Annotated in this window: 14 protein-coding genes; 7 read left to right on the top strand and 7 right to left on the bottom strand. The window is 38.7% G+C overall.

Translation table 11 applies throughout. From position 1 onward, the window contains the following. The first annotated feature begins 1 nt into the window (after position 1). A complete protein-coding gene (locus C6H66_RS09815; protein WP_105395465.1) occupies positions 2–3,613 on the top strand; it encodes a transporter substrate-binding domain-containing protein in 3,612 nt (1,203 codons plus the stop codon). Between the two features lie 152 nt (positions 3,614–3,765). Here the strand turns inward: C6H66_RS09815 and C6H66_RS09810 are convergent, their stop codons facing one another. After that, positions 3,766–4,071, bottom strand: coding sequence for a CcdB family protein (locus C6H66_RS09810; protein WP_046395409.1), 306 nt, complete (start codon positions 4,069–4,071; stop codon positions 3,766–3,768). Position 4,072: 1 nt separating this feature from the next. After that, positions 4,073–4,312: a type II toxin-antitoxin system CcdA family antitoxin gene (locus tag C6H66_RS09805; protein ID WP_040150771.1), complete on the bottom strand. Its 240-nt coding sequence runs from the start codon at positions 4,310–4,312 to the stop codon at positions 4,073–4,075. 247 nt (positions 4,313–4,559) lie between these two features. Here C6H66_RS09805 and C6H66_RS09800 point away from each other — a divergent pair, with 247 nt between their 5' ends. The 5 genes from C6H66_RS09800 to C6H66_RS09780 all read left to right on the top strand — a co-directional run bounded on the left by C6H66_RS09800 (position 4,560) and on the right by C6H66_RS09780 (position 6,207). Beyond that, on the top strand, positions 4,560–4,973 hold the full coding sequence (locus C6H66_RS09800; RefSeq protein WP_052105690.1) for an Exc2 family lipoprotein: 414 nt from the start codon (positions 4,560–4,562) through the stop codon (positions 4,971–4,973). Next, entirely contained in the window at positions 4,930–5,187 is a 258-nt protein-coding gene (locus C6H66_RS27420) for a type II toxin-antitoxin system Phd/YefM family antitoxin (protein WP_046395410.1), read from the top strand. Before C6H66_RS09800 ends, C6H66_RS27420 begins: the two co-directional genes overlap by 44 nt. Positions 5,188–5,346: 159 nt before the next feature. Then, the gene (locus C6H66_RS09790; RefSeq protein ID WP_105395464.1) at positions 5,347–5,556 is read left to right on the top strand and encodes a hypothetical protein; all 210 of its coding nucleotides are present in this window, start codon (positions 5,347–5,349) and stop codon (positions 5,554–5,556) included. Positions 5,557–5,626: 70 nt separating this feature from the next. Continuing rightward, complete coding sequence (locus C6H66_RS09785) at positions 5,627–5,830, top strand: type II toxin-antitoxin system VapB family antitoxin (RefSeq protein WP_046395412.1); 204 nt, start codon at positions 5,627–5,629, stop codon at positions 5,828–5,830. Then, complete coding sequence (locus C6H66_RS09780) at positions 5,830–6,207, top strand: type II toxin-antitoxin system VapC family toxin (RefSeq protein WP_105395463.1); 378 nt, start codon at positions 5,830–5,832, stop codon at positions 6,205–6,207. The genes C6H66_RS09785 and C6H66_RS09780 overlap by 1 nt, the downstream gene beginning before the upstream one ends. A 168-nt stretch (positions 6,208–6,375) precedes the next feature. Here the strand turns inward: C6H66_RS09780 and C6H66_RS09775 are convergent, their stop codons facing one another. The 3 genes from C6H66_RS09775 to xylA form a co-directional block, all read right to left on the bottom strand. Further along, the gene (locus C6H66_RS09775) at positions 6,376–6,747 is read right to left on the bottom strand and encodes a VOC family protein (RefSeq protein ID WP_046395414.1); all 372 of its coding nucleotides are present in this window, start codon (positions 6,745–6,747) and stop codon (positions 6,376–6,378) included. 335 nt (positions 6,748–7,082) lie between these two features. Further along, the gene (locus C6H66_RS09770) at positions 7,083–7,652 is read right to left on the bottom strand and encodes a hypothetical protein (protein WP_046395415.1); all 570 of its coding nucleotides are present in this window, start codon (positions 7,650–7,652) and stop codon (positions 7,083–7,085) included. A 223-nt stretch (positions 7,653–7,875) separates the two neighbouring features. Then, positions 7,876–9,195 (bottom strand): xylose isomerase, encoded by a 1,320-nt coding sequence (gene xylA / locus C6H66_RS09765; RefSeq protein ID WP_105395462.1) that lies wholly within the window; start codon positions 9,193–9,195, stop codon positions 7,876–7,878. 321 nt (positions 9,196–9,516) lie between these two features. Here xylA and C6H66_RS09760 point away from each other — a divergent pair, with 321 nt between their 5' ends. Then, positions 9,517–10,701, top strand: coding sequence for a XylR family transcriptional regulator (locus C6H66_RS09760; protein WP_105395461.1), 1,185 nt, complete (start codon positions 9,517–9,519; stop codon positions 10,699–10,701). A gap of 54 nt (positions 10,702–10,755) precedes the next feature. Here the strand turns inward: C6H66_RS09760 and C6H66_RS09755 are convergent, their stop codons facing one another. Further along, complete coding sequence (locus C6H66_RS09755) at positions 10,756–12,198, bottom strand: 6-phospho-beta-glucosidase (RefSeq protein ID WP_105395460.1); 1,443 nt, start codon at positions 12,196–12,198, stop codon at positions 10,756–10,758. A 26-nt stretch (positions 12,199–12,224) separates the two neighbouring features. Beyond that, positions 12,225–13,538, bottom strand: coding sequence for a glycoside hydrolase family 30 protein (locus C6H66_RS09750; protein ID WP_105395459.1), 1,314 nt, complete (start codon positions 13,536–13,538; stop codon positions 12,225–12,227). Positions 13,539–13,676 lie beyond the last annotated feature (138 nt).

The raw sequence follows: 13,676 nt of genomic DNA, 5'->3' as shown, positions 1-13,676 counted from the left end.
GATGAAGTGCCGGCGCAAAGAATGGCGATGGTTTGCCCTATTGGTATTGCTGTTACCGCTATCTGGCTGGAGTCTCAACCTGTTTGAATATCGCAACGCGCAAGAGCTGCCCGCCAATGGACTACCGGTGGAGTTTTATTCAAATATCACGCAAGAATCACAGGAATTTCTGCCTTTTCCTATCAAAGAACATGGAATTTTTCCTCCACGCTTTCCAACATTAAAAGTCGGCATTCTCTGCTGTATCGGCGCGCCATTGGTGATCCATCGTTGGGACGGCAAGTTGGAAGGGATCTATGCGGATTATCTACGCTTGATTGAAACCGTGCTGAAAAGGCCAGTGGAGGTACGGCTGTTTAACAGTTGGGAATCAGCTTATAAAGCATTGCAACGTGGAGATATTCAACTGTTATCGAATTCCGCCTCATCACAATCAGGAAATGGAGTAAATGACACTTACCCGATTCTGGTACAACCACTCGCCCTGATTATGCGCAAAGAACAAGTGAATATGCCATTTGCCAAAATGAATATTATGGCGGCGCCTGGCAGTGATCCGGGTGTCATTAAGCAATTACGTAAACATTACCGCACTATTTCAGTGGCGAAAAATCAGCAAGAGGGAATACAGGCCGTTGTGGATGGTAAAATGGATGCCTATCTGGATGGACAAAGCCAGATTGCCTATTTGCTGGCTTTTCGTCCGTTTACCGGATTGACTTACCGCCGGGATATTTCACTCGGAGAGCGGTATGACTTTCTCGGTCACAACAGTGATGGCATAGTTGAAGCGGTAAATCTGATTCTGACATCCATTCCTCATGCCATCAGAAATAAAGTTTACGAACGTTGGATTTCTGGACTGGCGTTAGGCAACAATAACGACGCCGCAATCTTTTCCGCTCAGGAAAAAACTTGGATTAAAAAAAATCCCGTCGTCAATGTGGCGCTGAATCGCAATGCACCGCCTTATTCCTTTCTGGATAAAAACAGCCAGATCACCGGACTGGATGTGGACATTTTACGTTTACTGGGAGAAAAAAGCGGCATCACCTTTAATTTTATCCCAACAGATGGCGCAGTAGGCATTAAAAAGCTGTTAGAAAATGGCGAAGCGCAAATGACCTCCATGCTCAACACGCCAGAACGTAGCCGTTGGCTCTCTTTCAGTCATCCCTATGGTACTGTGGAATGGGTGATGATCACGCGCAATGAGCGTAATGCGCCTTATGAGTTTGAACAACTTAAACACCATCGGGTGGCGATTCAACGCGGTAACGCACTTTTATCACTATTAAAACCGTATCCAGAGATTTTCATCATCGAAGTTGACAGCGTGACACAAGGTATTGATATGGTGCTGGCCGGAGCGGCAGATGCAACTTTTGATAGCCTGATCAGTGCTGATTACCTACAAGCAAGCCGCTACGGTACCAACATTTCTATTCAGTTCTTTAAAGGCTCATTGCAACCGGAGCAATACGCCATCATACCGGCCTATCCTCAACTGGTTGATATATTAAATAAAAGCATTGACGCACTGCCTCCAAATGAACTGCGAGTATTGCGGTTGAAGTGGTTATCTATGGCGAACGTCACGCCTTATGATGACAATAAAATCTCTCCTTGGGTGAAGCTGTGGGGAGGGGCGTTACTTGTGATTGCGTTAAGTTCAATCTTTTGGGGCAGTTATCTTGCACATCAAATCAGACGACGTAAAACCGCGGAAAGCAACTTACAAGATTTGCTGGCGTACTGGGAAACACTCTTTAATAACATGCCTACGCCAATGTTTGTCTGCGATCCTACCATGTGCATCACGGCGGCTAACCTTTATTTCCGGCATGAAATGGGCGCTGTCGGATCTGAGGTGATTGGCCGCAGTCTTTTTTCTCTCTGTTTTTTAAAACCGGCCGATGAGCAAGAGATCAGTCTAATTTTTCTGCGCTGTCTGGAGGGGGCTCCGGTGCATTTCTCTGATCGCAACATTTTTATTCAAGGGCAGGATAAAGACGTTTATTTGTGGCTCGAAAGTTATAGCAATACCGAAGGCGTTGTTCAGGGAATCATTGGTGGTTGGTTTGATGTGACCGAACGTAAATTGCTGGCGCAAGAACTACGTCAGGAGCGTGATAAGGCGGAACTCGCCAGCCTGGAGAAATCCGACTTTCTGGCCCACATGAGCCATGAGATTCGTACCCCGCTGCAAGCCATTATCGGCATTCTTGATCTAGAGGTAAAAAAGCAAACTCAACCATCCACGCCATTACATATCGCCTGGCAGGCAGCAATATCTTTGCAAGGAATCATCGGTGATGTGCTGGATTTCTCCAAGATAGAATCCGGGCGAATGGTGCTGAATCTCAAGCCGGAATCACTGCAAGCGATTCTGGAAAATTGTGTGGCAACGTTTAACCATCGAGCAAAGGAAAAAGAACTGTGTTTCACCTATCAGTTTGATTTGCCGCCTGAACATTATCATCTACTGGACGCAACACGCGTAACCCAAATCATCAATAACCTGTTGGGCAATGCCATTAAATTTACCGAACAGGGCAGTGTGCAAATCAGCGCTAGCTATCAGCCTATTCCAGAAAGTCACCAAGATGAAATTACGCTGGTGGTTGCCGATACCGGTTGCGGCATCCCGGAAACCATGTATGAAGCCGTTTTGCTGCCCTATGTACAGGTGACGCAACATAATGGTGGTAAAACCGGAACAGGGTTGGGACTACCTATCTCTGTACAGTTAGTTGAATTAATGGGTGGCAGCTTAAAAATCACGGGTGCGCCCAGTGGTGGCGCACAAGTTACCGTGGTGTTACCGCTTACGCGCAGTGTTATTGAAAAGGAAGCGATAAGTGAAAAAGCCGAAAATATTGGGGTGGAACTTAATGAATCTTTGAATATCTTAGTAGTTGATGATCTACCTGCCAATTTACAAGTACTGTCATTACAGTTAGCGTCATCGGGCCATCGTATTGCACTTGCTGAAAGCGGCGAACAGGCCATGAATCTGGTAGAAGAGGGCTATTTCGATATCGTGCTGACAGATTGCCAGATGCCGATGATGAACGGTTACCAACTGGCTCAGGTGCTGAGAAAGCATGAACGATCATGGCAACTACCACCATTTATTATTCTGGGATGCACTGCGAACGCGTTTTCTACCGAACAGGCTCGTTGTTTGGAAGCCGGAATGAATGGTGTATTAACCAAACCACTGGTGCAAAGCAAATTGCTGGCAGAAATTACCCGTTACTACCGGCAAGTCAATGACAAAGCAACGTTAAAATTCGATGAGATTCAAGCATTAGCTCAACAAGATGTGGCGGTAGAACGTCAATTACTCAGTGCCATACAACAAGGGATGTCGGAAGATATTGCAGAATTGCAACAACAGGAAAACCAGCAATGTCATGAGAAAGTTGTGCATCACGCCCATCGTATGAAAGGCGCTTTTGCGCTGACGCAATATCAGCAAGGAATACGTGTCTGCCTGCGGATTGAAAAGAGTGAACATTGTGATGTGAAAACACTAGCCGTTTTATTAACTCGTGCGGAATATTTTCAACAGCAGATTGCGCAGAAATTGGGAGAATTACAGGGTTAAAAACCGGGTGAAACTATCCAGAAAAACCGTGAAGAGATGAGTGCAATTTATACCATCATAAAAAAACAAACCTCGTTATTTTCAACGAGGTTTGTCAGCAGTCTGGCATGGTCAGAGCATCTAACCATATTTTAAGTTGTTTTTTCGACTGGTCAGAATCCATCAATGAGAAAATCTAGAGCATCTCTAATTTTTTTCCGGTGGGATGTAACATCAATAACCTCATCACCAATCATAGATACTCTGATACTTGCCATTTCATGAGTCATCACAATGTAGTCACTTTCCTCAATTGTCAATATTGGACACAATCTTATAGGAACGTTGCCTTTAAAATTTCCTTTCAGAAACAGGGGGATCATTAATCTTGTATCCAGCACATCGATAATGTCACTCTGTACGTCAAGAAGATATGGGTAATCAGAATTGCCAATATTACGATAAACAACATACTGCATCTCAGAACACCTTGTACTTATCTGACAATAAACCGTGTTCGTTAGTGATACGATTAAGTTCCTCCATTCCTGCTTTATTCTCACGCTTCCAACGTTCAGATTCAATGGCTTTCAATTCCGAAGTTAGTGCCCTAGTCAATACTGCCGATAAGTTAAGCCCTACCTGTCTTGCTTGTTGATACAGTTCGGGTGCAACGGTCACACTCACTGTTTTCTTTAATCTGATTTGTGCTGATGGCATGTTAACCCCTGTATGAAACACGTTATTTTACACTTGTAATTATAGCAGGCTTTTTTATATATAAGAACAGCAGAGAAGCAAGCTAAAGAGGCAATTTGGGCGTTCGTATCCCAGCAACCTAGTTGTAAATCAGGCAGCTCAAGGCATGCCAGCATCTATTATTGATATGAAAACATCTTTAGGGTACGCTCTCTCGCTCAATGGAATATCCAACTGCCGATTAGAACAAAATTGCTAAGGATTTTGTATGCGCACTTTATATCTTTTACCTATTTTTTTATTTTTATCCTCTTGTTCAACAAATCTACCACCCTATGAACGGGAAGCCCGACATTATGTTTATCGTTCTAACAATGATTTTGATCCCAATTTCCAAACACATGTAAATAACTCTATTAAGTTAATGACTCCATTCTTTGAACAATTTTATAGAGAGGGAGTTAAGGATAAAATGAACAATATCAGTTCACATGAAATTGATCAAAAAATTAATTATTTTAAAAGTGATAGTTTAATTCAAGAAATCAATATGTCAGAAATATTTATTTCACCAAAAGTACATACAGAAAAAGTCAACAATAGTCAGATTTCAAATAAGAAGAAAAAAGCATTAATTGATGGAATCATCAACTCTTACGAGGCCGGTTACTATGGAAAGTAAGAAAATTAACTATGATAAAGTGAACGACGATCACAAGCCAATTTTGATTACTCATCAGAATGGCAAGCCAGCGATCACCCTAAGTTTGGAAGATTTTCAAACCTACGAAGAAACAGCCTACTTAATGCGGGTCCTGTGGAAGAACCCCCAGATCGGTAAACTTTGTGAATGCTACGAATTGTCAGGGCACTTAAATGTGTTCAAAACACGGTAAATTGTCGCTTCGCTCAGCCTGAATTCCTTTGCCAACTGACAGAAGATAAATCAGGTACAGGAAAACGCAGATAAAGCGATTTACGCAGCGCAGATTGATCTACATGAAGCACAAGCCGAAATTGTACGTTTGGAAAGAGTAGAGACAGAGCAGTCCAGCATGATCGCAGAGTTGCGAGAAAAGTTGCATGATGTGGATATTGCTCTGGCAATGGCTACAGCCCACGCTCGTAAAGATGACGAATTGGCGGCAGCTTTGGAGGTATCCAGAAGAACTGAGACAACACAGGCCGTGGAAGTGGGGCGGCTCAAGGGAGAAACAGAACCAAAATCTTCAAATGGTGACAGGTTAACGAAATTACCCCAATGATTTATGCTCTTGCATTGATTCAGATATTGATGCAATATTGCATCAATATCTGAATCAATGAGGTAATCAAATGCGAACTACTGTCACGATTGATGATGTGCTGTATGCACAAGCGCTGGAAATGGCCGATCCTAGCATGGACAAAGCTGATATTTTCCGGGAAGCGATGAAAACGTTTGTTCAGGTGCAGGCGGCAAAGCGGCTCGCTTCGCTCGGCGGTACATCGCCTGAAATGCAGATGATTCCCCGCCGCCGCGAGGATTCATCCTTATAATGACTATTTTGGTTGATACATCCGTCTGGGTTGACCATTTCAAAAACCGGAATGACGGGTTGATTCAGTTGTTGAGTCGGGATCTGGTTCTGATTCATCCAATGGTATTGGCAGAGATAGCATGTGGTACCCCTCCGGCACCAAGACTGCGAACACTTGGTGATCTAGGTCTCTTACCACCGAGCCATCAGGCCAGTATTGCCGAAGTGATGGCATTTATTGAAAACGAAAAACTGTACGGGCTTGGATGTGGTTTTATTGATATTACGTTGCTGGCATCAACCTTAATAACGCCAGGAACAAGACTTTGGACATTGGATAAGCGACTTGAGAGATTGGCTAAACGTCTTAATGTGAGTTATCAGCCGATTCATTGACCGGAAACTTATAATTATTTTTTCAGCGGGATTTGGGGGTTGAGGACCCCACAAACAAAGTCCTCTAGTCGTTATTTTAAGAAATCGTGATGACGACTATGCAATAAATCAAATACTCCCATTGCCGCTCACGCCCTACGCCATAAAGCGTAAAGAGAAAATATCTCTCTAATCCAAAGGGCATACCCGAATAATATGACCATCGGGGTCTTCAACGAGGAAAGTACGACCAAAGACCTCAGTATGGGGTTCCTTCACAATCTTAATATCGGGTTTCTTTCGCCATTCTTCAAATAAACGATCTACATCTTCACCGGATGGCAACATAATACCGATCTCAGAGAACCGTGGAGTAGAGGCATCCGGCGTTGTTCCGCCTGACCAAATAGCAAATAGTGCTTCACCATCGGCGGCAAATGCCACATAACGAGGACTCGAAAACACCGGCTCAGAATTAAAAAGTGTCTTGTAAAAGGCTGTCGAACGTTCGATATCAGATACATAAACAAGTTGAAGGTTAGGTTTGCGGGATACTGTCATTATGTCATTCTCATGTAAATCAGATTCAAATAAGAGTAAAAACAAATTGTTATATAACTCAACAAGTAACATTTGTTATTGAGTTGCATTTATCATTCTATAGTGATGTTAATAATATGTATATACATACATATGTAAAGCGATGTGAAAATTCTAGACGATGAAGATGTGCCTAAGAATCTTGTAGAGATAATTTGTATCAGATGAAATTGTTAAGTATGGAGACATGAGAGTTACCTTTTGTGTTTTTGTATAAGGGTTCGACATCCATATCAAAACGGGTAACTCTCAACCTTTCAAGGTGTTTTGTCAGATTGGATTGTGACGAATACAAGTCAATTACCAAAAAGCTCTTTCATCCTACTCTCGGTATGTTTAATCAATTCTTCAATTTCTTGGGGAGGTGTTGAACCACAATGAATATCACAGAACAATATCGGATCAGAGCCTCTTGACAAATAAAAACCTTGAGGATCTCTTAATTTTGATTCCCGGGCTGCACATAAAGCTCGTAGAATTCTTTTTAGCCTTTCTTTATCACTCTCTACATTAATAAAGTTCTTAAGATTCGCTTCCCCACCATGAGAAATTTGAAAGAAACGATTATTACTATTACTCATATCAATTCGTTTCATTTTAATAAAAGTGGCTTCCTCACTACGCGTCACACCATTAGCATCTTGAAATGAAAATGTAGCATTAAAAACATCTAAGTATACGTTTGGCAATCCATAATTAGTATCAGCATTTCTAAAACAATGTTCAACAGAACTGCCCAGATTCATTGGCTTATAAACTATATTATTAAGCATATACAGATATCCGCCCTTAGCCTCACGAGAACGTACTCTCTCTGCTCCATCAAGAGCAATAACTTTACCATTCTTTAATTTTATTTCAACCATCTTATCATACCTATTTAATTGTTGAGAAATACGTATTCACATATCAACAATAAAACAGATTGTTATTTATATAGAGACAAAATATTAATTTTCTGACAAATCAGAAAATATAAAGATTTACAAAAAGTGGATAACTTTTCATTCCCAGATGTCTCTTATAAATATAAAAATTCCCTGGTTAAACAAAATATCATGATAGATCGACTGTTATCCAATAATTAATTTAATCATAAATATAGCGATTAATAAGATTTTCCAGTAATTCCTGTTGTCCACTTCGATGTTTAGGTTCTTGAACCAAAGTTTCTGCATAATGAGCCACTTCATCAAGTGCCATTTTTCCTTCAAGAATATTTCTACCTAGTTCACTATTCCAACCAGAATAACGCTGAGCGACATACTCATCTAATTTACCGTCTACTAATATTTTCACCGCACTCTTTAACGATAAAGCCATAGTATCTATGGCGCCGATATGCCCATAAAACAGATCATCAATATCAATACTTTGGCGGCGAACTTTTGCATCGAAATTTAAACCACCCGTAGTAAAACCACCGGCTTTTAAGATTTCATACATTATCAGAGAATTCTCCTCGACACTATTTGGAAATTGATCGGTATCCCAGCCAAGTTGAGCATCCCCGCGATTCGCATCAATAGAACCAAATATTCCCAATGCAATCGCTGTGGCAACTTCATGTTGAAATGAGTGTCCAGCTAATGTGGCATGGTTAGCTTCAATATTCACCTTAATTTCATTTTCTAAACCAAACTGCTTTAGGAAACCATAAACGGTAGCTACATCATAATCATATTGGTGTTTAGTCGGTTCCTGAGGTTTAGGTTCAATTAATAATGTTCCCTGAAAGCCAATTTTGTATTTGTAATCCACAACCATTTGCATAAAACGGCCGATTTGTTCTCTTTCTTGACGTAAATCTGTATTGAGCAAACTTTCATAGCCTTCACGTCCGCCCCACAGTACATAATTTTCACCACCCAGTTTTTTGGTCATTTGCATAACTTGACATACTTGTGCTGATGCATAAGCGAAAATATTGAGATCTGGGTTAGTTGACGCACCGGCAGCATAGCGAGGATGTGTAAAACAGTTTGCCGTTCCCCATAACAACTTAACGCCAGTCTCTGCTTGTTTATCGGCAAGCATATCGGACATAACTCCCAAATTATAAATATATTCTTTTAAGGAACAACCTTCGGGAGCGACATCAATATCATGGAAACAATAAAAAGGAATATTTAGCTTGTAGAAAAACTCAAAAGCAACATCAGCTTTGAGCTTAGCCAGTTCTAAAGCATCATTGCCTTTTTGCCAAAAACGTTCAAATGCTCCGGCACCAAACATATCAGTACCATTCCAACAGAAATTGTGCCAATAGCAGACGGCAAAACGCAGATGATCTTTCATCTTTTTGCCTAGAATAATCTCTTCGGGATTGTAGTGACGGAAAGCTAATGGATTATTACTTTGCCTACCTTCGTAACTGATTCTATTTACTCTCTCAAAGTATCGATGCATATCAACCTCTATCTAATATACCCGTTATCTTTCAAGTTGTCTCTTTGTTGGCTGCACTCGCTCACCCCGGCCACATAGTTATCTATGCTCCCGGGGATTCTCTCCCTTGCCGTCGCGATCCATCTTGAAATCTATAGGGTATAGACATACGTGTGTGTATAAAATTTTATTCATCAATGTCTCTATTTTCAATTATGTTATTTTATTTCTTCACTAAGATTATTGTTAATTGTGTGATTTACCTCATAATTTGGTATTAATTCAATCCTGAAAATAGAAAAATAATTATGATTAATATTGTATAAATCAATAAGGACATCAATGATGAACAGACGATACCATATAACACTATTATTTAATGCCAATAAAGCTTATGATCGTCAGGTGATAGAAGGGATAGGTGAATATTTACAAGCATGCCAATGTAATTGGGATATCTTCATTGAAGAAGATTTCACCACGAAATTAAATAGTTTGAAAACTTTGCAGAGTGATGGAATTATTGCTGATTTTGATGATATGGAAATCCAGCGTATTTTCAGTCAGTTAGACATTCCTGTTATTGGTGTCGGCGGTTCTTATCATCAAGAAAATCACTATCCCGCGGCACATTATATTGCGACAAATAACTTTGCTTTAATAGAAAGTGCCTTTAATCATTTAAAAGATAAAGGTATTAAACGTTTTGCATTTTATGGTTTACCTCAGACAAGTGGTAAACGATGGGCAATAGAGCGTGAATACGCATTCCGACAATTAGTTGAAAAAGAAAAATATCAAGGTGTGGTGTATCAAGGAATAGAGACGACGCCAGAAAACTGGTTTTACGCACAAAATAGATTAAAAGATTGGCTCCAAACTTTACCGCCAAATACCGGCATTATCGCGGTAACGGATGCCAGAGCTAGACATATTTTAGCCGCATGTGAACATCTCAATATTCCTATTCCCGATAAAATCTGTGTTATAGGCATAGATAATGAAGAAATAGCCCGTTTTCTTTCGCGTACCGAGCTTTCTTCCGTTGTACAAGGTACACAACAAATGGGCTACCAGGCAGCAAAATTACTTCATCAACTTCTTAAAGGTTACGTTCCTAAAAAATACCACCGCCAATTAATTCCACCTTTAAAGGTTATTGCAAGGCAATCGACAGATTTTCGGGCAGTAAACGATCCCGCAGTTATTCAAGCAATGCATTATATTCGTCATAACGCCTGTAAAGGGATAAGAGTTGAACAAGTTATTGATGCTGTTAGTATGTCTCGTTCTAATCTTGAAAACCGTTTTAAAAATGAATTTGGTCAAACAATTCATACTATTATTCATAATGAGAAATTAGATAAAGTAAAAAATCTTTTAATCCACACCTCTATTTCAATCAGTGAAATTGTTACTGTTTGTGGCTACTCTTCTTTACATTATTTTTACTCTATGTTTAAACGAAACTATAATATGACACCTAAAGAGTATCGAGACAAATATCAAATCACTAAAAAAACTTAGCTATTTCAAATTAATAAGCCATCCTCAAACCAAATAGGATAGCTTTTAATTTAATTAAATATCTTCACCGTTTGTTTCTATAACTTCTTTATACCAATAAAAACTTTTTTTCTTATAACGGGCAAAGTCTCCATTGCCATTATCATCAACATTGACATAGATAAACCCATATCGCTTACGATATTCACCGGTTGAGAAAGAGACACAATCGATACATCCCCATGCAGTATAACCGAGAATATCAACACCATCGAATAAAATAGATTTCTTAATTTCAGATAGATGCGATGCTAAATATTCGATACGATAATCATCATTGATAACACCATCTTGAGGTAATTTATCAACGGAACCCAACCCATTTTCAACAATAAAAATCGGTTTTTGATAACGTTCATATAATTCAGATAAGCTGTATCGAATCCCTATAGGATCAATTTGCCACTCCCATTCAGAAGATTCTAAATAGGGATTGAGCTTTCCTTTCTCAAAGAAGGAGAGGGATTGGCTATTTTTTTCTAACATTTCTGTGGATGAAGCAACAATATTGCTCATATAATAGCTTATTGCCAAATAATCAGCGCAACCTTCCCGTAACCAAATTAAATCACCATCTTCAATATGAAGTTCTATGTTTTTTCTTTCCCATTCTTTAATAAGATAAGATGGATAATATCCACGAAGATGAACATCACTAAAAATATATTTCTGGCGCATGGCTTGTTGTGCATATAGAACATCTTCTGGCTTACAGCTCTCTGGATATAATGGCGACATATGGATCATGCAGCCAATTTTAAAATTAGGATTTATTTCATGGCCTAATTTGACAACTTTTGCACTAGCAACAAATTGATGATGAATAGTTTGATACATGACTTGCTCTGGATTGTCGTGATCCTGATAAATCACGCCTGAATTACAATAACCAAATAGTGGATATTGCCAATTTATTTGGTTATTAATTTCATTAAATGTAATCCAGTATTTGACTTTGTTTTTATATCTTTCCATAACCGTCAAGCTAAAATTCATGAAAAAGTCTATTAATTTTCGGTTATACCAACCGCCATATTTTTTAACCAAATGATAAGGAATTTCAAAGTGGGATAATGTAATAATAGGTTCAATATTATATTTCAATAATTCATCAATAAGATCATCGTAGAATTTTAAGCCTGCCTCGTTAGGTTGTAATTCATCACCTAGAGGAAAAATTCTCGCCCAGGCAATTGATGTCCTAAAACATTTGAATCCCATTTCTGCAAATAGTGCAATGTCATCTTTATACTGGGAATAAAATTTCACACCTTGATGATTAGGATAGATTTTATTTTCCTCAATACCATTAGTTATGACACGATCAACACCGTGCTCTCCTTTTGTCATAACATCAGCAATACTCACCCCTTTGCCATCCTGATTCCAATAACCTTCAACTTGGTTAGCGGCAACCGCGCCGCCCCATAAAAAACCGGTAGGGAATTTATTCTTCATAGATAACTCCAGATTGTCATGTTCTCTTAGTTAAATATAATAGAATTAATCGAATTAGGTTCCAAATAAATAGAAAAAATATCATTGTTATAACCAATATTTAATTTCTGCTTTTCTTTATAAGAATTGTTTATATTCACCACCAAGGAACCCGATTTATTCTCGAAAGCAACAGCATTTCCTGACATATTCCCTTCTAACTCAATATGTTGCGCATCAGGTAAAATTAAACCCGAAAAATGGCGCATGACATAATACTCTGGATTATATATCACTTTATTTATTCCTGTTGGAATACTTATCATACTATTCTGTTTCCAACCCCAACTACTTTCTCCCCCTGAATTCAGCACCATATTCCAGTAAAAATAACCATTAGCACCATTAGTTAAATAATGTCTGAAAAGCGTAAATACATAATGAGCATATTCCCAACTATTATGACCATCACCACATTCATTTTCAGTTTGATAATATTTTAATTCTGGATAACTTTGTACCGTTCTTTGAATGGCATTTTTCCCTTGCCATTGATAACCAACGCCTTTTATATATTTATAAGCACCCATATCACGTAATACACAATTTGCATAATCATCATAATCCTGTCCAATCTCTTTAGAGAATTCAGGAGCATTAATAGTACCTAGCCAAATCTCAGTTTTTACATTATTTTGTTCGAATTTTGGTCCGAGATGATTTTTTATAAAATCTCTTAATTGCTCACCGCTCCATACACAAGAGGGGAATTTTTGATCCGCAGCAACCTCATTCTGAATATGAATTTGGTTAATTGGAATACCTTCTTTCTGATACTCTTCGATAAATTTTTCAAAATATAAAGCATATGCATTCTGGCTTTGAGCATCACGCTTTAATCTGCCAAAATTACAGACTTGATGAGTTTTAAGCCATACCGGAGGGCTCCACGGTGAAGCAGATATTTTTAAATTCGGTTGCCTTTCTAAAGCCTCTTTTATATAGGGAATGAGTAAGCGTTTATCCCTTTTAATGGAGAAATTAGCCATACCATAATCATCTTCAATATCGTTTAAACTATACCAAGAAACCGCATAATCACTGGCGCCAATAGGCATCCTGGCTAATGTTAATTTACACTCTCCATCCGGAGAAAATAATTTGTCTAGCACTAATTTTCTATTTTCTTTATCCAGATCTAATAAAGCTTTCATCCCAAGCTCATTGAAACAACCACCAAAACCATCTAATTTTCGACCTCGTTTATTAGTAATAATTAAATTGGCTTTTTCATCTGTCTTTATGATCGACAATCCTTCTTTCCATTGTTCTTTATTATTTGTATAAATAAATCTAACCATGTCTTATTATTTCCCGTAAAAGTATGAATTTATTGAAATTAATTAAGCACAGTTATCTTAATATTGATATTAAGTTATTTTACAAAGAATTTAACTTAATTCGTTTCTTTGAGTTTAATCACATATATTTTATCGAAA

Origin of the sequence: Photorhabdus hindustanensis (assembly GCF_002968995.1) — a bacterium.
Taxonomy (GTDB): Bacteria; Pseudomonadota; Gammaproteobacteria; order Enterobacterales; family Enterobacteriaceae; genus Photorhabdus; species Photorhabdus akhurstii.
The sequence above is the reverse complement of the archived record's forward strand: the minus strand, read 5'-3'. Positions and strand labels throughout refer to the sequence as shown.

What these genes read in the sequence shown, in the direction of transcription:
- C6H66_RS09815 (WP_105395465.1), top strand. Translation starts at nt 2, where the DNA reads ATGAAGTGCCGGCGCAAAGAATGGCGATGGTTTGCCCTATTGGTATTG.
- C6H66_RS09810 (WP_046395409.1), bottom strand. Translation starts at nt 4,071, where the DNA reads ATGCAGTATGTTGTTTATCGTAATATTGGCAATTCTGATTACCCATAT.
- C6H66_RS09805 (WP_040150771.1), bottom strand. Translation starts at nt 4,312, where the DNA reads ATGCCATCAGCACAAATCAGATTAAAGAAAACAGTGAGTGTGACCGTT.
- C6H66_RS09800 (WP_052105690.1), top strand. Translation starts at nt 4,560, where the DNA reads ATGCGCACTTTATATCTTTTACCTATTTTTTTATTTTTATCCTCTTGT.
- C6H66_RS27420 (WP_046395410.1), top strand. Translation starts at nt 4,930, where the DNA reads ATGGAATCATCAACTCTTACGAGGCCGGTTACTATGGAAAGTAAGAAA.
- C6H66_RS09790 (WP_105395464.1), top strand. Translation starts at nt 5,347, where the DNA reads ATGATCGCAGAGTTGCGAGAAAAGTTGCATGATGTGGATATTGCTCTG.
- C6H66_RS09785 (WP_046395412.1), top strand. Translation starts at nt 5,627, where the DNA reads ATGCGAACTACTGTCACGATTGATGATGTGCTGTATGCACAAGCGCTG.
- C6H66_RS09780 (WP_105395463.1), top strand. Translation starts at nt 5,830, where the DNA reads ATGACTATTTTGGTTGATACATCCGTCTGGGTTGACCATTTCAAAAAC.
- C6H66_RS09775 (WP_046395414.1), bottom strand. Translation starts at nt 6,747, where the DNA reads ATGACAGTATCCCGCAAACCTAACCTTCAACTTGTTTATGTATCTGAT.
- C6H66_RS09770 (WP_046395415.1), bottom strand. Translation starts at nt 7,652, where the DNA reads ATGGTTGAAATAAAATTAAAGAATGGTAAAGTTATTGCTCTTGATGGA.
- xylA (WP_105395462.1), bottom strand. Translation starts at nt 9,195, where the DNA reads ATGCATCGATACTTTGAGAGAGTAAATAGAATCAGTTACGAAGGTAGG.
- C6H66_RS09760 (WP_105395461.1), top strand. Translation starts at nt 9,517, where the DNA reads ATGATGAACAGACGATACCATATAACACTATTATTTAATGCCAATAAA.
- C6H66_RS09755 (WP_105395460.1), bottom strand. Translation starts at nt 12,198, where the DNA reads ATGAAGAATAAATTCCCTACCGGTTTTTTATGGGGCGGCGCGGTTGCC.
- C6H66_RS09750 (WP_105395459.1), bottom strand. Translation starts at nt 13,538, where the DNA reads ATGGTTAGATTTATTTATACAAATAATAAAGAACAATGGAAAGAAGGA.